The sequence below is a fragment of the Paenibacillus donghaensis genome (assembly GCF_002192415.1).
Lineage (GTDB): Bacteria > Bacillota > Bacilli > Paenibacillales > Paenibacillaceae > Paenibacillus_AQ > Paenibacillus_AQ donghaensis.
On sequence record NZ_CP021780.1, the window covers coordinates 6,486,947 to 6,505,627 of the forward strand.

The 18,681-nt window shown below is 52.6% G+C and carries 21 protein-coding genes and 1 riboswitch; of the genes, 1 reads left to right on the forward strand and 20 read right to left on the reverse strand.

Annotated elements, in window-relative coordinates; translation table 11 throughout:
* The 19 genes from spoIID to B9T62_RS29470 form a co-directional block, all read right to left on the reverse strand.
* Positions 1-1,155, reverse strand: coding sequence for a stage II sporulation protein D (gene spoIID, locus B9T62_RS29380; RefSeq protein ID WP_087918495.1), 1,155 nt, complete (start codon positions 1,153-1,155; stop codon positions 1-3).
* 638 nt (positions 1,156-1,793) lie between these two features.
* The gene (gene murA, locus B9T62_RS29385) at positions 1,794-3,170 is read right to left on the reverse strand and encodes a UDP-N-acetylglucosamine 1-carboxyvinyltransferase (protein WP_087918496.1); all 1,377 of its coding nucleotides are present in this window, start codon (positions 3,168-3,170) and stop codon (positions 1,794-1,796) included.
* A 198-nt stretch (positions 3,171-3,368) separates the two neighbouring features.
* The gene (locus B9T62_RS29390) at positions 3,369-3,626 is read right to left on the reverse strand and encodes a DUF1146 family protein (protein ID WP_087918497.1); all 258 of its coding nucleotides are present in this window, start codon (positions 3,624-3,626) and stop codon (positions 3,369-3,371) included.
* A gap of 233 nt (positions 3,627-3,859) precedes the next feature.
* Positions 3,860-4,276 (reverse strand): F0F1 ATP synthase subunit epsilon, encoded by a 417-nt coding sequence (locus B9T62_RS29395; protein WP_087920474.1) that lies wholly within the window; start codon positions 4,274-4,276, stop codon positions 3,860-3,862.
* Positions 4,277-4,341: 65 nt separating this feature from the next.
* The gene (gene atpD / locus B9T62_RS29400; RefSeq protein WP_087918498.1) at positions 4,342-5,742 is read right to left on the reverse strand and encodes a F0F1 ATP synthase subunit beta; all 1,401 of its coding nucleotides are present in this window, start codon (positions 5,740-5,742) and stop codon (positions 4,342-4,344) included.
* Positions 5,743-5,866: 124 nt separating this feature from the next.
* Positions 5,867-6,736 carry an ATP synthase F1 subunit gamma gene (gene atpG / locus B9T62_RS29405; RefSeq protein ID WP_087918499.1) on the reverse strand — a complete coding sequence of 290 codons (870 nt, stop codon included), beginning with the start codon at positions 6,734-6,736 and terminating at the stop codon, positions 5,867-5,869.
* Between the two features lie 150 nt (positions 6,737-6,886).
* Positions 6,887-8,398: a F0F1 ATP synthase subunit alpha gene (atpA, locus tag B9T62_RS29410; protein ID WP_087918500.1), complete on the reverse strand. Its 1,512-nt coding sequence runs from the start codon at positions 8,396-8,398 to the stop codon at positions 6,887-6,889.
* An 11-nt stretch (positions 8,399-8,409) separates the two neighbouring features.
* On the reverse strand, positions 8,410-8,961 hold the full coding sequence (locus tag B9T62_RS29415; protein WP_087918501.1) for a F0F1 ATP synthase subunit delta: 552 nt from the start codon (positions 8,959-8,961) through the stop codon (positions 8,410-8,412).
* A complete protein-coding gene (atpF, locus tag B9T62_RS29420) occupies positions 8,958-9,446 on the reverse strand; it encodes a F0F1 ATP synthase subunit B (protein WP_087918502.1) in 489 nt (162 codons plus the stop codon). Before atpF ends, B9T62_RS29415 begins: the two co-directional genes overlap by 4 nt.
* A gap of 94 nt (positions 9,447-9,540) precedes the next feature.
* Complete coding sequence (atpE, locus tag B9T62_RS29425) at positions 9,541-9,753, reverse strand: F0F1 ATP synthase subunit C (protein ID WP_087918503.1); 213 nt, start codon at positions 9,751-9,753, stop codon at positions 9,541-9,543.
* A gap of 105 nt (positions 9,754-9,858) precedes the next feature.
* Entirely contained in the window at positions 9,859-10,626 is a 768-nt protein-coding gene (gene atpB, locus B9T62_RS29430; RefSeq protein WP_087918504.1) for a F0F1 ATP synthase subunit A, read from the reverse strand.
* 30 nt (positions 10,627-10,656) lie between these two features.
* A complete protein-coding gene (locus B9T62_RS29435; RefSeq protein WP_087918505.1) occupies positions 10,657-11,034 on the reverse strand; it encodes an ATP synthase subunit I in 378 nt (125 codons plus the stop codon).
* On the reverse strand, positions 11,027-11,260 hold the full coding sequence (locus B9T62_RS29440; RefSeq protein WP_087918506.1) for an ATPase F0F1: 234 nt from the start codon (positions 11,258-11,260) through the stop codon (positions 11,027-11,029). Before B9T62_RS29440 ends, B9T62_RS29435 begins: the two co-directional genes overlap by 8 nt.
* Positions 11,261-11,429: 169 nt before the next feature.
* Entirely contained in the window at positions 11,430-12,599 is a 1,170-nt protein-coding gene (gene wecB, locus B9T62_RS29445) for a non-hydrolyzing UDP-N-acetylglucosamine 2-epimerase (RefSeq protein WP_087918507.1), read from the reverse strand.
* 60 nt (positions 12,600-12,659) lie between these two features.
* A complete protein-coding gene (gene upp, locus B9T62_RS29450) occupies positions 12,660-13,289 on the reverse strand; it encodes a uracil phosphoribosyltransferase (RefSeq protein WP_087918508.1) in 630 nt (209 codons plus the stop codon).
* A gap of 392 nt (positions 13,290-13,681) precedes the next feature.
* Entirely contained in the window at positions 13,682-14,929 is a 1,248-nt protein-coding gene (locus tag B9T62_RS29455) for a serine hydroxymethyltransferase (RefSeq protein ID WP_087918509.1), read from the reverse strand.
* 56 nt (positions 14,930-14,985) lie between these two features.
* Positions 14,986-15,579 (reverse strand): TIGR01440 family protein, encoded by a 594-nt coding sequence (locus B9T62_RS29460; protein ID WP_087918510.1) that lies wholly within the window; start codon positions 15,577-15,579, stop codon positions 14,986-14,988.
* 75 nt (positions 15,580-15,654) lie between these two features.
* Positions 15,655-15,737, reverse strand: a riboswitch (ZMP/ZTP riboswitch).
* Between the two features lie 47 nt (positions 15,738-15,784).
* Positions 15,785-16,372, reverse strand: a complete 588-nt coding sequence (locus tag B9T62_RS29465) for a low molecular weight protein arginine phosphatase (RefSeq protein WP_087918511.1) — start codon at positions 16,370-16,372, stop codon at positions 15,785-15,787.
* A 48-nt stretch (positions 16,373-16,420) separates the two neighbouring features.
* On the reverse strand, positions 16,421-16,990 hold the full coding sequence (locus B9T62_RS29470; protein ID WP_087918512.1) for a manganese efflux pump MntP: 570 nt from the start codon (positions 16,988-16,990) through the stop codon (positions 16,421-16,423).
* 51 nt (positions 16,991-17,041) lie between these two features.
* Between B9T62_RS29470 and B9T62_RS29475 the strand changes: the two genes are divergently transcribed.
* Entirely contained in the window at positions 17,042-17,227 is a 186-nt protein-coding gene (locus B9T62_RS29475) for a hypothetical protein (RefSeq protein WP_087918513.1), read from the forward strand.
* On the opposite strand, the gene B9T62_RS29480 is transcribed toward B9T62_RS29475, so the two are convergent.
* Positions 17,224-18,492, reverse strand: a complete 1,269-nt coding sequence (locus tag B9T62_RS29480; RefSeq protein ID WP_087918514.1) for an L-threonylcarbamoyladenylate synthase — start codon at positions 18,490-18,492, stop codon at positions 17,224-17,226. The two genes, B9T62_RS29475 and B9T62_RS29480, sit on opposite strands and share 4 nt — an antisense overlap.
* Between the last annotated feature and the right edge of the window lie 189 nt (positions 18,493-18,681).

The following is an 18,681-nucleotide window of genomic DNA, read 5'->3' on the forward strand; positions in this document are numbered from 1 at the left end:
TTATTTTTTCAGAAGAGTTGAGACTTGGGTGAAGGAGATCCCGCTGTAATAGTGTTTGAGAATCTGAGTGGCGGTACTTCCTTCACGGGCCATCCCGTTTGCCCCCCACTGGCTCATGCCTACCCCATGCCCGTTTCCATAGGAAGTAATGAGATTACGGCTGCCCTCCTGCTTCCAGGTGAACTGACTGGAACGCAGGCCAAGCTTCTCGCGCACCTCCCGTCCGGTAAACCGCTGGCCGCCAATCGAGATCTCCTTAACGCGGTGACCCGTTGTATGAGAGATTACCTTGATCTGAAGCTTGGAAGAGGACGAGACGGGCTTGGCCCGTATCGGACCTGCTGTATCCCTAGAAGCTGAAACGGCCTGGCCGCCAAGACCCAGTCTGCTTGCCAGCTCATCATTGGTAAATGTATAGGTCACCGCATAATTTGGTGTGATCTCCTTCTCCCACGGGCTGGTTACGCTGCGCAGATAGGGTACAGCGGCGCTCCAGTATTCTTCCGAATTCTCGGTATAGCCCCCGCTGGAGGCGAAAAAGGACGCCGTGATCGGCTGGCCCTTGTAGGTCATCACCACACCGCGCGTCTCCAGGACCGCGCGGCGCAGCTTGGCCCGTGCGGCGCTGCGCCCGCCGCCGGCCCACTCCCGTTCCAGCGTGTCCGCCGATACGTAAGCCTGATGGCTTACCGTATCGGTCACATCGGCCTCGGGAACGGGGACCCCGCTGTGGTCACCGGCCTGCAGGCGGCGCACAATGAACGTGCGGGCCGCTACGGCCTGGGCTTTGAGCGCTTCGAGCTCAAAGTCCGCCGGCATCTCGGCCGCCAGCACGCCGCTGACGTAGTCCTCCAGCGGCAGGGTCTCTATTTGTCCGCTGCGCGACAAATAGACGGACACGTCCGGCTGCGGCGGCGCCTCAGCCGGAGCCGGACCCGGCGCCGCCGGAGGGGCTGTGGCCGCAGGCACAGCCTCTGGCGCGGGCGCCGGGTGTTGTCCCTCGCGCTGCGGGACAACGGCCAGGGGCAGCAGCAGCGCCGCCAAGAGGGGCGCTGCGAGCCAGGCGGCGGGTGCCAGCCGCCGCAGCCTGGCGTAAGCCGCGCGCGACAGCATGCGCGCGTTCTTGTTACGCTTACGATAGCGGAACTCTTTCATCTCTATGTCTCCTCCCGTCAGTCACTGATGATTCTTAATAATATGATTTCAGATCATCTGCTAGAACACAGAATTGAGAGAAAGGGACAGCCCGCAGTGCCATATAACAAGTAAAAACGGCTTCGCCGTCCTCTGGAAGAGGCGGTATCCATTGCAGCGATAAATAGAAGGGCAATTTATGGTGTGGAACATATAAGTTCTTATATTTGTTACTACTTAGGACCCTGCGAGGATATAGAAGGTTTACTTGCGAAGGTTAGGATCGCACTACCGTAATCCAAACCCTCCCTCACCCGCACTTCAGGTAACACACGTCCTAACAGACCGTATAGCTCCTATTTCCTCATTTCTGCGCTGGTTTGGAATGTAACGGACCGCATAGCCTCTATATCGGAAAAACAGGCCTTAACTAGTGGGTTCGGCTTGAATAGGGGCTCCTGGGTCCGTTAATAGTCTGAAAGTTAATCGCTGATTACCGGCGACAGCCTTCCTTTGTTATGCTTAGCCTCCTTGTCGCGCGGTGTGGTATGACAGGCTCGGACGAGTAACACAAGGAACACAAGGGGGTTCTAAGTAGTAACTTATATTTACAAAAAAAACCGGGCTGCATGAAGCAGTCCGGCAATTTCTTTAGGATCTTATACCCAGGTAGGTTGAACCTGGAAACGAGGTTTCACTTCTTCATTCCTGTACGACTCACTGGAGACAGGCTCAGCCTTGACGGCTTCTTCCTTCGCCGGTGATACAACTGTTTCTTCCTGCGAAATCCGCCAGATGTCTGCACCAAGTCCTGACAGCTTCTCCGCCAAATGCACATAACCGCGATCAATATGATGCGTTCCGGTAACTTCTGTAGTGCCTTCGGCCACAAGGCCTGCCAGAATAAGAGCAGCTCCTGCACGCAAGTCAGTAGCGCATACTTTGGCGCCAACCAGCTTCGCATTGCCGGTTACGATCGAAGAGCGGCCTTCAATCTTGATCTCTGCATTCATGTTGTGGAATTCATCCACATGCATGAAGCGGTTCTCAAACACCGTTTCGGTAACTACGCTGGTGCCTTCCGAACGAAGCAGCAACGCCATCATCTGTGACTGCATATCTGTCGGGAAGCCAGGGTAAGGCAAGGTTTTGATATCCACAGCCTTCAGCGGCTTGTCGCTGATGACACGAATGCCGTTCTCATCCGGGATAATCGTAACTCCCATCTCTTCCATCTTGGCAATGACAGGACCAAGATGATCGGCAATCGCACCCTCCACATAGACATCTCCGCCTGTAATAGCTGCGGCTACCATATAGGTTCCGGCTTCAATGCGGTCGGCAATCACATGATGCTTCACGCCGTGCAGACGTTCCACGCCTTCAATCCGAATCTCGCCGGTGCCTGCGCCGCGGACGATAGCGCCCATTCCGTTCAGGTAATTGGCGAGATCGACAATTTCGGGTTCCTTTGCTGCATTCTCGATAACTGTAGTGCCCTCGGCAAGGGTTGCCGCCATCATTATATTTTCGGTCGCACCTACGCTCGCCACATCCAGATAGACTCTGGCGCCACGTAGACGGCCGTTGCTTTTCGCTTCAATGTAGCCCTGGCCGAGACTGATCTCTGCTCCCAGTGCCTCAAATCCCTTCAAGTGCTGATCAATCGGTCTGGTGCCAATGGCACAGCCGCCTGGCAAGGAAATACGGGTGTGACCTAAACGGGACAACAGTGGACCCATGACTAAAAAAGAGGCGCGCATCTTCCGCACCCATTCATAAGGTGCTTCGCTGGAGGTTATGTTTGTGGCATCGACCTCGATAATATCATTCTGGTATGTAATCCCTGCTCCCAGAGACTCCAGCATCTTGCTAATCGTCATTACATCATCAAGCGGAGGTGCGTCCACAATGACGCTAACTCCTTCTTCAGCCAGTAGAGAGGCGGCTATGATCGGTAGTACGGAATTTTTTGCGCCGCTTACTTTCACGCTCCCGGTCAATCTGTTGCCACCGCGGACGATAAATTTGCTCATTTTCGGTTTCCCTCCGCGTCCATTATTTCTCGAATTTGAATGTTCAAGGACAGCTATAATTTTCTAAAAAAATACAAATTCCGTCAATACAATTCAGGACAAGTCCGTTAAACATAAGTGTTGACATAATAAAACCTTATTATTCGACACCTTTAGAGTGACCTTGGCCTATGACAGATATAACCAAAGTCCCAGAGATTAAAACATACTGTTGATCATCCCGCTCCAGTTAAGGTAATCCAGCAGAAAACCAGCCACGAAGTGGCCGAGGACAATCGCCAGCAGCAAATGCAACAGACGCCCTTGTGGACTCTTGGGATATCTTATGACCAAATCAAGCTTAAGGTTCTGCAAAGCCCACCAAGATATTGCAACGCTTAATAAAGAGATGATCATTGATACCATGCCACTGATGCCGACCACACTGGACATCCCATGTGTGAACACTTTATCCATGTTAACCTCCTGTGTGTACAGTACTCGGAAATCGACTCTTATATCATACTTGCGTACGCCAAAAGAATCCAGTCATTTTCAGAAAATTTGAACAATATTAATCTGCAATAGGTTTAAATCACTAGATGTTCACTTTTTTTAGAGCTAGAAGGATACAGAATTAGGTGAAACCTACCTATAGTTACTTATATTCCAAAAAAAAGGCCAAGCCCTGGGGCTTGACCGCGATGACACTACTGTTGTCCTTTACCAGTGGACACTTTGATCCGTGTAACCGCACGCTGCAGAGCAAGCTCCGCACGGCGGTGATCAATCTCATCCTGATTGCTGCGTAACTGAAGACGGCGCTGGGCCCGTTCCTTGGAAGCTTCGGCGCGTTCGATGTCGATATCCTTCGGCAGCTCGGCACTTTCTGCCAGCACGGTTACCTTATCTTTGTGCACCTCAACGAAACCGCCGTGAACAGCGATGGAGATCGTAGCACCGTCCGCTTTTACGGACAACGGAGCAACCTGAAGTGGAGTTACAAGCGGAATGTGTCCCGGCAAAATGCCTAGCTCACCGTCGACACCGCGTACGGTCAAACTGCTGACCTGTTTGGAGTACACGAGACGCTCAGGCGTGACAATTTCCAATAAAAAGGTGTTCACTTCCATTCCTCCTCAAAGCTTCACGATGCAGCCCTCGCATCGAAAGCATTAGCTAAAGCACAGGGTTACAAAGTTTTCGCTTTTTCAACCGCTTCTTCAATCGTGCCTACGAACAGGAACGCCACTTCCGGAAGATCATCATGTTTGCCATCCAGAATTTCCTTGAAGCTGCGTACGGTTTCCTTGATCGGCACGTATTTGCCCTTGAAGCCGGTAAACTGCTCAGCCACGTGGAATGGCTGGGACAGGAAGCGTTCAACCTTACGCGCACGGGCTACAATCACCTTATCTTCTTCACTTAGCTCATCCATACCCAGGATAGCAATGATGTCCTGAAGCTCGGTATAACGCTGCAGCAGCTGCTTAACGCCCTGCGCCACATTGTAATGCTCCTCACCCACAATTTCCGGAGCCAGGAGACGCGAGCTGGAAGCCAGCGGATCCACAGCCGGGAAGATACCCTTCTCGGAAATCTTACGCTCAAGGTTGGTCGTCGCATCCAAGTGGGCAAATGCAGTTGCCGGTGCAGGGTCAGTATAGTCATCCGCAGGAACGTAAATCGCCTGAATGGAAGTAACTGAACCTTTTTTGGTGGAAGTAATCCGCTCCTGCAGCTGACCCATTTCTGTAGCCAGTGTAGGCTGGTAACCTACGGCGGAAGGCATCCGGCCTAGCAGGGCCGATACTTCGGAACCCGCTTGGGTAAAGCGGAATATATTATCGATAAAGAGCAGCGTATCGCGGCCTTCCACATCACGGAAATATTCCGCCATGGTCAGACCGGTCAATGCTACGCGCAGACGCGCGCCGGGCGGCTCGTTCATTTGTCCGAAGACCATCGCCGTTTTCTTAATAACGCCAGATTCCGTCATTTCATGATAAAGGTCGTTACCTTCACGGGTACGCTCACCCACACCTGCGAATACGGAAATCCCGCCGTGCTCTTGCGCGATGTTGTTGATCAGTTCCTGGATCGTTACGGTTTTGCCTACACCGGCACCGCCGAACAGACCTACCTTACCGCCTTTGGCATAAGGAGCCAGCAAATCGATAACCTTAATGCCGGTTTCGAGAATCTCTGCTTGGGTGGACAATTCATCAAATGTCGGAGCCAAACGGTGGATCGGATTTCTCTGCACAGCGACGATTTCTGCACCGTTATCAATTGGATTGCCAAGTACATTAAATACCCGTCCAAGTGTTGCTTCGCCAACCGGAACCGAGATCGGTCCGCCCTGGTCAAGAGCATCCAGACCGCGAACAAGTCCATCCGTGGAGGACATGGCAATACAACGTACCAGGTTGTCCCCCAGGTGATTTGAAACCTCAAGAGTCAGATCAATCTTGCGGCCGTTATCCAAGCTGGTTTCAATTTTGATAGCGTTGAATATCTCGGGCAGCTGGCCGCGTTCAAATTCAATATCGACAACCGGACCCATAATGCTTACAACGCGTCCTTTGTTCATCTTTGTTTCCCTCCTTGAGAGCTGTTACATTAAGAAGAAACGCCAGTGCCGTCCGCTTAGGATCGGCACCCGTTTCCCATAGAGAATAAGGCAAGTCAGGCGTTTAGCCCATACCTGGCTTAGTTTAAGACTGCGCGTTTGCTCCGGCCACGATCTCGGTAATTTCCTGCGTAATGGCCGCCTGGCGGGCACGGTTGTACGTAAGTCTAAGTTCCCCGATCATTTTGGAAGCATTTTTGGTTGCACTGCCCATCGCTGTCATTTTAGCTCCCAGCTCACTGGCTTTGCCGTCCAGGATCGCGCTGTAGATTAAAGTCTCGGCGTATTTGGGAAGCAGAACTTCCAGTACCCCTTCTGGGGATGGTTCGTATTCATAGGCTGCACTGGCACCATGATGCTCGGAGCTTCCTACTGCGTCCATAGGCAGCAGGCGTTCTACGGTTGGCACCTGGGTAATCGCATTGACGAACTGGTTATAGCAGATATACAGTTCATCGAATACGCCCGTTTCAAACTGCTTGACCGCCGAATAGGCAATCGACTTGATGTCGGAGAATTTCGGCGTATCGGACAGCTCGGTAACTTCCTCCACAATCGGATATTCACGGCGGCGCAGGAAGTCACGGCCTTTACGGCCGATAACGAATAAGGAATACTCGTCTTGGGAGCGGTGACGCTCCGCGATCAGCATCGTTACCTTACGCAGAATATTGGCGTTGTATCCTCCCGCAAGCCCTCTATCCGAGGTGACGATCAGATAACCCGTTCTTTTGACAGGACGGCTAACCAGCATCGGATGCTGAATGCCTTCCGTACCGGCAGCAATGCTCGATACGACCTCTTTCAGCTTCTCCGAGTAAGGACGCGCGGCGATCGCTTTCTCCTGCGCTTTTCTCAGCTTGGAGGCGGCGACCATCTCCATCGCTTTGGTGATCTGTCTGGTGTTCTGAACGCTCTTAATTTGACGTTTAATATCACGCATGCTTCTTGCCATGATTTCACCACCTTAGAGCTTTGACGAAGTCAAAGCTATCTTCGTAAGCATCAACTGAGCTTTGACCGGGGTCAAAGCTATCTTCGTAAGCATCAACTGAGCTTTGACCCAAATCAAAGCTATCTTCGTAAGCTATTAAACAAATCTATGTTAGCTGGTTGCAAAGCCTCTTTTGAATGTGTCGATAGCGGCTTTCAGGGCAGTTTCGTTATCGGCGGTCAAATCCTTGGTCTCTGTGATCGACTGCACGATACCGGCAGCACTGCTGTCGATATACGCTAGGAACTCCTTCTCGAAACGTCTAACATCCTTAACCGGAATATCATCAAGATATCCTCTTACGGCGGTGTACAAGCTGATAACCTGATGCTCAACAGCCAATGGCTGGTTGACGCCTTGCTTCAGCACTTCCATCGTGCGGGCACCACGGTTCAGACGCGCTTGCGTGGACTTGTCGAGGTCGGAACCGAACTGGGAGAACGCCTGAAGCTCGCGGTATTGGGCCAAATCCAGACGGAGTGAGCCGGCAACCTTCTTCATGGCCTTGATCTGTGCGGATCCCCCTACACGGGATACGGAGATACCGACGTTGATCGCCGGACGTTGGCCGGAGTAGAACAGGTCGGATTCAAGGAAAATCTGGCCGTCTGTAATCGAGATTACGTTCGTAGGAATGTAAGCCGATACGTCGGAGGCCTGTGTTTCGATAAACGGCAGAGCGGTTAATGATCCACCACCAAGCGCATCACTCAGCTTGGCTGCACGCTCCAGCAAACGGGAGTGCAGGTAGAAGACGTCACCAGGGAAGGCTTCCCGGCCCGGTGGGCGGCGAAGCAGCAGGGACAATTCGCGGTAAGCGGAGGCTTGCTTCGAAAGGTCATCATAGATAATCAGGACATGCTCGCCCTTGTACATAAAGTGTTCGCCCATCGCACAACCTGCATATGGGGCAATGTATAGCAGCGGCGATGGCTCGGAAGCCGATGCCGTTACAATGATCGTGTACTCCAGCGCGCCGTGGCGGCGCAAGGTTTCCACAACCTGTGCTACAGTGGATTGCTTCTGGCCAATGGCAACATAGATACATTTCATGCCATTGCCTTTTTGGTTGATGATCGCATCGATTGCGATCGCGGTTTTACCCGTCTGGCGGTCACCGATGATCAATTCGCGTTGGCCGCGGCCGATTGGCACCATGGCGTCAATCGCTTTAAGTCCGGTCTGCATCGGCTCATGAACCGATTTACGGTCTATAACACCCGGTGCGTTGTTCTCAACCGGACGGAATTCCGTAGTTTCAATCGGGCCTTTGCCATCCAGCGGCATGCCGAGCGGATTCACTACGCGTCCAAGGAGTGCTTCGCCGACCGGCACCTGCATGATTTGCCCGGTACGTTTAACTTGATCGCCTTCGCGGATCGCCGTGTATTCACCCAGAATAACGACACCGACATTGCTTTCCTCCAGATTGAGGGCCATACCCACTACTCCGTTGGAGAACTCCAGCAATTCGCCTGCCATTGCGTTTTCCAGACCGTAGACACGGGCGATACCGTCGCCGACTTGAATGACGGTGCCGACTTCGGCAACTTCGATATCGGTTTTATATTGCTCAATTTGACTTTTGATCAAAGTGCTGATCTCTTCAGGTCTGATGCCCAATACCCTCACCCCTATCTTCTATGCTTATCATTAAAGGATTTCTCGAGACGTTCAAGCTTGCTTGCCAGACTGCCGTCGTACAGCGTATCACCGATGTACACCTTCAATCCTCCCAGCAGGCTTGGGTCCACTTCATTCGTCACTCGAATCTTGCGGTTCACGAGCTGGCTGAACTCTGCGGCTACTGCAGCTTTCTCTTCTTCATTCAAAGGATAAACGGAATACACTTTCGCATCGCCAAAGCCGAGAGCGTCTCCTTCAATTTTGATATACGTATCCAGCAGCTCAGGAAAAATATCGGTTCTGCCCCGCTCTACCAGCAATTCCACAATGTTCATCAGGATCGGCGACAGCTTATCCTGAAGCGCCGTGCGGAGCACGTTCAGCTTGTCGGATTCCGAAATGCGCGGCGCAAGAATGAACCGTTTCACCTCAGGGTCGGAATGAATCACCTCGACCACCATCTTCAGCTGCTCTTCCACTTCAAGGGTAATGCCCTTCTCCACTGCCGCACTGTACAATGCTTTGGCGTAACGCTTGGCAACTACCGTATCGCGGCTCATGAGCGGCCTCCTACCTCTTTAAGGTATTGGTTCACCAGCTGCTCCTGCTCACCGCTCACACTGATTTCTTTCTTCAGCAGCTTGGACGCAATACGCACAGAGGCTGTGCCAATTTCGCTGCGCAGCTCTTCCACGGCTTTGTTCTTCTCGTTCTTGATATCCCGTACGGCTTCCTCTTTCACGCGTTTGGCTTCCAGGCTAGCCTGTTCCAGAGTCCGCTCCATCTGCTGGTTGCTGGTGATCTGGGACTGTTGAATAATCTTCTGAGCTTCTTGGCGCGCATCGTTCAGCGCCTGCTTCTGCTCTTCCACGTAAGCGACCGCCTGCTCTCTGGTCTTGGCAGCTTCATCCATCTGCTGCATGACCAGCTCACGGCGCTTCTCCATTACGGCAAACAATTTGCTGAATGCAAATTTGCTGAGCAGGAAATATAGAATCACGAAGGCTACAATTGTAAAAAGCATGTTTGTCCAAATAATCTCCACTGAGGTCACTCCCTTCCGTTACCGCGGCGTGCGGACGTATACAAAAGTAAGGCGCGGATGGCATCGGCCGTCCCCGCCAAACCGCAAGTTATTATTAAGTAAACAAGATCAGGAAGGCGATTACTGTTGCAGCCAAAGGAACAACCTCTACGATACCTACACCGATAAACATTGTGGTCTGCAAAGCATTTTTGGCTTCCGGTTGTCGAGCGATGGATTCCACCGTTCTACTAACGATCATACCATTACCAAGACCTGCGCCAAGTGCGCCCATTCCTACCGCGATTGCTGCTGCTAAAAACTCCATTTGTAAATATCCTCCTTTAATTTCGGTTCATTTAATGTTTAATGATATACAATATCTCCCGCAAAAAGATTACCGGTGTACTCCACCCCTCTTCACGAAAGTTCATTAATGTGCTTCTTCTTCATGAATCGTCATCTGCGCGATATAAACCATCGTCAGAATGGTGAAAATAAAGGCTTGAAGTGCTCCGACAAAGATACTAAAGCCCTGCCAGATCATCAGGAACGGTATACTTGCCACGCCTAGCTTCAGAATTACGGTAATCAGCACTTCTCCCGCAAAAATATTGGCGAACAAACGAATGGCCAGTGCTATCGGCTTCGACAGGTTCTCAATAATGTTCAGCGGCAGAAAGATCGGAAACGGCTCGATATAGTGCTTGAAGTAATGTTTGGTATTATTCTTGATCCCGAGATAGTTCATCAGGATAAATACGACAATGGCCAGTCCGGCTGTAACGTTAATATCGGCTGTTGGCGATTTGTACCATAACAGTTCAACATGATCGCCCGGCATCATATTTCTCGTTGCTTCAATTACGTGGCCAAATATGGTTACCTCATGATGCGCCTTTGTAATCACCGCGAACGGTAACCCAAGAAGGTTGGATACAAAGATAAACAGGATCAGTGTGATACCAAGCGACAGATAAGGCTTGCCTTGCTTAAGAGTCATTGTGCTGGTAATAAGACCCTGCACAAATTCCACAACCCATTCCATAAAGTTCTGCAGCTTGGAAGGATTCTCTACCGAAAGATTGCGAACCAGCAGCATAACTAGAACAAATACCACAGTACAACTGATTAAGAGCATTATTACCGCCGATAAATCAATCGGTATTCCGCCGAGCATAATCTTCGGCATGTCATGCATAAATTTCTCCCCCCTTTCACGTTAATCTGACTAGAGTTTGTTCTTAATGCTCAGATATATTCCCGCAGGAATGGCGAGAAGCTGTGGAAGGAACAGGCCTGTAAGGGTTGCCGCCAGCGAAAAATGCTCGATCTTGACTGAAAACATGGTAACCAAAATCGCAAAACTAATCCTTGTGGCAAAACCGAGGCTGAAGGCCCTTCCTTCGTTGCTAGCTATTACCTCTGTTACTTTCCGCACCTTAAAGGCCAGAAAACGGAAATTTGCCAATCCTGCCACCATACCCAAGGACATACCCAGAGTAACTGCTCGGGTCTCATGATGGAGTGCCCAGCCCATGATCAACCCTGCTATAATAACGAGGGTCCATCTGGTAACAGCAGTGATCATGGGAGTCATATTATCCATTCTGCTCCCCCAAAAATTTTTTGATTAGAAAAGCCACGTTGACTATGCCGAGAACCAGTCCGCTGATCGTTCCGATGGCAAGCCAGTACGTAGGTCCGTCCAGCCGGTTCATCATCCATCTTGCCGCAAAAAAACCCATAATTATGTAAGCGGCAAGCAAGGTTCCGGCACCTCCAATGACCAGCGCCGTACTTCCCAGGCTATCCTTGTTTTTTTGATCCTTCATGGCTACAATCCCAACTAATTTTACTGAATTTCCGGACTCTTTGTCAATTCATTGAACTTTGCCCAAAAACCTCTGAAAGGATGAAAATAATCACAGCATAACCTTGCAAAACCATATAAACCGTACAGTTTCACTGTATGTTGATTTCAAACCATTCAGAATATCAGTTTCAATCATTTAAAATATTTTGTGTGAACATTGTGTGAAACCCTTCCGGACGTTGTTCATTCACTCCAAAATGGTGCAGAATCGCATTGACAATCCTCTCAGAGGCTTTGCCATCTCCGTACGGGTTGGCGGCCCGGCTCATGGACTGATAGAGTTCCTGATCTGTCAGCAGAGCATGTGTCCGTTGATACACCTTCTCCTCGTCCGTCCCTACCAGTTCCAGCGTTCCGGCCTCTATTCCTTCCGGGCGCTCGGTCGTATCACGCAGCACAAGCACAGGAACCCCAAAAGTGGGAGCTTCCTCCTGCAGGCCGCCGGAATCGGTCAGAATCAGGTGGGTATGCGGATAAAAATTGTGCAGGTCCACGACATCCAGCGGTTCAATCAACTTGATTCTCGGGTGTCCGCCGAGTATCTCATGTGCCGGTTCCTTTACTGCCGGACTCGGATGCACAGGATAAACTATGGCTACATCTTCAAATTCATCAGCGATTCTTTTGACAGCACGGAAAATATGACGGTGCGGTTCGCCTTGTGATTCCCTGCGGTGCGCCGTCATCAAAATAAGTCTTTTTCCTGAAGCAAAATCCAAAACGGGATGCCGATAGTCCGGCTTTACGGTATATTGAAACACATCGGTTACGGTATTGCCTGTGATATAAATACTTGATTCTTTTTTGTTCTCGTGCCTCAGATTTCCTGCCGACAAATCGGTTGGAGCAAAATGAATATCAGCCAATACACCAGTCAGCTGGCGGTTCATCTCCTCTGGATACGGGGATAATTTATTCCAGGTCCGAAGACCTGCTTCTACATGCCCAACCTGAATCTGCTGCAGGAAGGAAGCATAGCTGGCCAGGAATGTGGTCAAGGTGTCGCCATGGACGAGCACAATATCCGGTTTCGCTTCTTGAAGCACTGGTTCCAGACCTGCAAGCACACGAATCGTAATTTCATTCAGTGTCTGGCGGTCCTTCATCACATCCAGATCGTAGTCCGGGGTAATTTTGAACACTTCCAGCACTTGATCCAGCAGCTCGCGGTGCTGGGCTGTTACGCACACAACGGATTCAATATGTTCTGGATGCTTATTCAGCTCAAGAACCAGGGGAGCCATCTTAATCGCCTCAGGGCGCACTCCGAAGATCGTCATTACCTTAATTTTGGACATAACCCCTACCCTCTCTGAAAATAGTTCCAAATACCTCTTGCTTCCATTATATAGCTGTTATTATTTGGTTCCGTACAAACGGTCGCCCGCGTCACCCAGTCCAGGCACAATGTATCCATGCTCGTTCAGATGATCGTCCAGCGCAGCCACATAGATATCCACATCAGGGTGAGCAGCCTGTACGGCAGCAACACCTTCAGGCGCAGCAATCAGGTTCATCATCTTGATCTGGGTGCAGCCACGGTTCTTCAGCGAAGTAATCGCCGCAATGGCCGAGCCTCCGGTTGCCAGCATCGGGTCAATTACAATCAGCTCACGCTCCTGCACATCGGTAGGAAGCTTAATATAATATTCCACAGGCTGCAGCGTGTCCGGGTCACGGAACAGACCCACATGTCCCACCTTGGCGGCAGGCAGAAGCTTAAGTACACCTTCAAGCATGCCCAATCCGGCGCGAAGAATCGGAATCAGACCCAGCATTCTGCCAGAAATCACTTTGCTTTCGGTTTCGGCAACAGGTGTCTGTACCGTAATCGTTTCCAGCGGAATATCTCTTGTGATCTCATAAGCCATCAAAGTAGCAACTTCGTCAACATGCTCCCTGAATTCCTTCGTGTTGGTCCGCACATCGCGAATAAATGTTAGTTTGTGCTGAATCAAAGGATGATCACAAATCACCAATTTTCCCATTTTAACTTGTCCCTCCGGTAATTGTCAGTCTTGGTTATAGCCGCGTAAAAGCGCTTTTGTCTCTGCTCAGTGGCTAAATCCTGTCTATTATATCATCCCGGGCGACTCATTTCACCTATTACACAAATCCGTTCTCCAATTAGACGAATGGAGCGTTAGACCTAAAACAGGGATTAGTTTGTGCACATTGCGGCTTTTGATACTATTCACACTTTTTTCACTACATTTTATGAAAAATCCATGAACTTTCATGATTATTTCATTCGAATTTCATTAGATCAGCTGCTAAATTTGTGAACATTATGTAGCATTAATTTAGCCTTTATATAAAAATCCGCCCTGGCCACATATGGACAGAGCGGAAGATTAAACCGATCAAGCGAAGCCCGAATTTAGTAGTTCAGTTCAGGATAAAGCGGGAAACGGCCTGTGAGTGCAGCTACCTGGCGGCCAGCCTCTGTAAGATTGGCTTCGTCTTTAGGGTTCTTAAGCACATTGGCAATAATACGGCCGATTTCTTCCATCGCCTGCTCATCCATCCCGCGCGAGGTAACCGCCGGAGTTCCGATACGGATGCCGCTGGTAACAAAAGGACTGGTCGGATCGAATGGAATGGCATTCTTGTTGACCGTAATTCCGATAGAATCCAGCACCTTCTCCGCATCCTTGCCGGTGATGTTCAAATTCCGGGTATCCAGCAGCATCAGGTGATTATCCGTTCCGCCCGATACAATGTTAATGCCCTCTGCAATCAGCGTCTCAGCCAGCACCTTGGCATTCTTGATCACATTCTCCGCGTAGGTCTTGAAGGAAGGCTGCAGCGCTTCACCGAAGGATACCGCCTTGGAAGCAATCACGTGCATCAACGGTCCGCCTTGAGAGCCGGGGAATACGGCTTTGTCGATGGCGGCAGCCCATGGCTGTCTGCACATAATCATGCCTCCGCGTGGACCGCGCAGGGTTTTGTGGGTAGTGGTGGTTACGAAATGAGCATGCGGCACCGGACTTGGGTGCAGGCCTGCAGCAACCAGACCGGCAATATGAGCCATATCGACCATAAACAAAGCACCGACATCATTCGCAATCGCACCCAGCGCGGCAAAATCGATGGTGCGCGGGTACGCACTTGCTCCGGCCACAATCAGCTTAGGACGGTGTTTGAAGGCCAGCTTGCGCACTTCATCATAGTCAATCAGGAAGGTGTCTTCCTGCACACCATAGGCCACAAAGTTGTAGAGTAGGCCGGAGGCATTGACAGGACTGCCATGAGTGAGATGGCCGCCGTGCGCCAGATTCATGCCCAGCACGGTATCTCCCGGGTTCAAGGCAGCCAGATAAACCGCCATGTTGGCCTGCGCGCCGGAGTGCGGCTGCACATTTACATGATCTGCACCAAACAGCTGCTTCGCACGGTCACGGGCCAGGTTCTCGACGATATCAACATCCTCGCAGCCCCCGTAGTAACGTTTGCCTGGATAACCTTCTGCATATTTGTTCGTCAGTACAGAGCCCATAGCCTCAATTACCGCTTCGCTGACAATGTTCTCCGAAGCAATCAATTCGATATTCGCACGCTGGCGTTTCAGTTCCAATCCCATTGCTTCCAATACTGCCGGGTCACTCTTACGCAATTGCTCCATGTCTTTTGTTTCCTCCCTAGTATATGTTTCTTTATGTGGTAAACCAGTCAATCCTGCTAGTCACACAGCTGCGCGCCGCTCGTCTCTGCAGCGCGGTATACCGCACGTTCGCCGCCGATCAGCGGCGGACGGCACCAGGCCGCGCTCACCCGGGCAGCGCCAATATATCGCAGAGTCGGGCGGAAAGGGACAGCGACTGTACGCAGATGCATACCAATCAGCGTCTCCCCGATATCCAGACCGGCATGGGCTTGTACCGAAGCGGCCAGCACCGGGTCTGCCATCGAGCGGTAGGCAGCGGCAGCCATCGAGCCTCCGGCCCCCGGAACAGGCACAGCGGATACTTCACCAAGGCCCAGAGCCTCAAGTAAGGACCGTTCCATAACAAGCGCACGGTTCAGATGTTCGCAGCACTGATACACCGCGTTAAAGTGATATTCGGCAGCAACCTCCTGTACACCGGCAAGCAGCTGCTGCGCAACCTCCAGCGCCCCGCCTGTGCCAATCCTCACACCGGCCACTTCGCTGGTGCTGACACCTACAACCAGAATTTTGCCTGGCCCCAGCTTGCCGGTAACAGCCAACTCCCGCAGCACTGCTGCAGTTGCAGCCGTCAGAGACAGTTGTTCCTCTTGCAAGTTATCATCCATCGCCTTACCTCCCTCAAGCCGCAAACACGGCTGATTTAAACAAAAAAGAGCAGTCCGCAGGTAGCTGCGGATTTGCTCTTGTGCCCAGGCGACCGGCCGTTTATTCCAGTGCTCCATCGTGGTTTCATCCACAGTTGTCGCCAGTTACACCGGAACCGTTATTTGTTCTTATCTTAAAGCATGAGCCGCTGAAAATCAACCATCTTTACAAACGTTTCAAGCTTTCCAGCTTATCCAGAAGCCCAAACAGCGCTGTACGGATCTCTGCTGCAGCCAGCTCATAATCATCCCGCGAGCCGCCGAAAGGGTCGGAAATATCGAAGCTTGGGATTCGCTGGCGGATCTCGATGATCCGCTGGAGATCTGCCGCCTCGGGCTCTTTGCCCAACGCCAGACTCAGCTCCGCACCTGCATACAGGCTGTCCAGTTCCTGAATATCCTGCTGAACCGCCGCTTCATCCTGAACATATTCCTTTAACGTATAGGTTTTGGAAACGGCGTCAGGGAAATATTGCAGCAGATGTCTCTTATGGCCACCGGTCAAGGTAAGCACCAGATGTGCCCAACTCACATCCGGAGCGGACAGCTGTGAGGATTGAAAGTCTTCATGTACCCCTTCATCCCGCAGGATGGCTGCGGCGTGCCTGGATATTGTATTTCCGGAAATGGCAGATACTCCGGCAGACCGCACTTCCAGCTCGATTCCGCGCTCCTTCGCAAGTTTCCGCAGAAGCCCTTCGGCCATAGGACTGCGGCACGTATTTCCGGTGCAGACGAATAAAATATGCAGCATGCTTTGCACCCCCATGAATCAAAATAAAAATCGTTTGCCGTTATTGTATCAGAAGATGAACAGCAAGCCAAACCCCAGCAGGATCGCCCCGCCCAAGGCCTCACCGTATTCTCCAAGCCCGCGGCTGACCTTGCGCCCCAGCAGGAGGCCTGTAATCGCCATCAATCCCCCGCAGACACCAAAGGCCAGAATAGTCAGCAGCACACTGTTCACAAACATCCCCAGGGATACGCCGACCGAGAAGGAATCCACGCTGACACTCAGCGAGATCAGCAGCATCCCCCAGAGCGTGTGGTGATCAAACGCCCGTCTGCTTACTCCAGGCCAAAAGGAATTATATAACATATGTCCTCCAAGCAGCACCAGAAGACCACCCCCGACATAAGTAGTCACCTGCCCCAGCAAATGGCCAACATAATTTCCGGTAAGCAGCCCCATGAGAGGCATCAGCACATGAAAAAAAGCAATCAGCAGACTCATTTGCAGCACATGCAGCAGACGAATCCCCTTCATGCCGATTCCTACACCAAGAGAGAAGGCATCCATTCCCAACGCTACCGCCATAATGGCTACCGTAACGGTCTGCCCCCAACCGGTATATACCTCTCCTATGCCCATCCTCAAGCCCCCCAAGTCCAAATATCATGTATCACAACGATATGCGGACAAGTGGACAATCATGACAAGCAGGGAGAGATTGGAGCTGCGCAGCAGGGCCGGGAGAAGTGCAGCCGCAAGACCGGGAGAGTTGCCGCTGCAGGGCCGGGAGAGTTGCCGCTGCAAGACCGGGAGAGCTGCGCCGCAAGACCGGGAGAACTGCGCTGCAAGACCGGGAGAGTTGCGCCGCCTGACTAATCGGCGTCGATCACAGAACCGCCGGCTGCCTTCATCAGCCGGTTCATGATGGCGGCGCCGAGGCCGGTAACCGGGCAGGCCTCGGCCAGAATGTAGGTCGCTCCCGCATCGTCAAAGCGCCTCAGCGCGGCATACAGGGAGCGGGCCGCCTCCTCCGGCGCGCCAAGCGAGCCGAGAGACACGACACAGGCGGCTGTGCCGGCAGGGTACAGGCCCCTATGCTCCTCAAAGAGGAGCAGGCCTGTACTCTCGCCGCGCTGCTGCGCCGCCTGCAGCCGCTCCGCGGCAGCTTCCGCGACGCGCTGCGCGGAAGCGCCGCGCACTACGCCCAGCCAGCCGCGCGGGGCATAGTGCGTGTACTTCATGCCCGGCGCGCGCGGCGCCGGGCTGCCGTCCCCGGCGGCGCGCGCAGCGCCGGGGGAACCGGCCTCAGCCGCGATGGCTCCGCCGGCGGCAGGGCCGGGCAGTGCTTCGCCGGCGGAGCTTGGCGAAGCGAATTCAAGTGCAGCTGCCGGCGACAGGTCTACGGCAGCAACCCCTGCAACAGCGGCAAGCTGCTCCGCAGTGATGCCGCCGGGGCGCAGCACAGCGACCGTGCCGTCAGGCTGAACCTGCACCACGGTCGATTCCAGCCCCACCCCGGCGGCACCGCCATCCAGAACGCCGCCGATGTATCCGGCCAGATCGTCCTGGACATGGGACGCCAGTGTCGGGCTGGGCCGGCCAGAGCGGTTCGCGCTCGGCGCGGCTACCGGACAGCCTGCCGCCTTCAGCAGCGCCAGCGCCACCGGATGATCAGGCATGCGGACGCCTACGGTGTCCAGCCCAGCGGTTACGCGCGGCGACAGCACGCCGGGCCGGGCAGGAAGCACCAGAGTAAGCGGGCCGGGCCAATACGCAGCCATTAACGCCGCCGCCGTTTCATGCACTTCACTGACCAGATCATCCAGCGCGGCCACCCCGGCCACATGCACAATCAGCGGATTGTCCGAGGGACGCCCCTTGGCGGCAAACACCATTTCCACCGCAGCCGTATTCCGCGCATCCGCGCCAAGCCCATACACTGTCTCCGTAGGGAAGGCTACAGTTCCGCCTGCACGCAGCAGTGCCGCAGCTTCCGCTATGGCAGCAGTATCTTCTGCCCGCTGCCGAGCGGACAGCTCCTCCCCCTGCACCGCTGAAGAGTGTAATTTCCAGAGTAACGTATCTTTGCTGTTCCCACTTTTTCGCTGGACAGCGAATAGGGAATTCGGTCTATTTTCCATCTTAGTCACAGTCTTTCTGCAATATATTGATGTGCCGGATCATCGTCCGGAGGAATTAGATGCGAAACTGGTTACTACTTAGGTTCCCTAGCCCTCTTCGCTCGTAACCCTTGCTTCGATTTCAGACGGTTGCGGACTCAGGAGCCTCTATTTGCTGTACATAGGCCGTTTTGCAGGATTAACGGACCC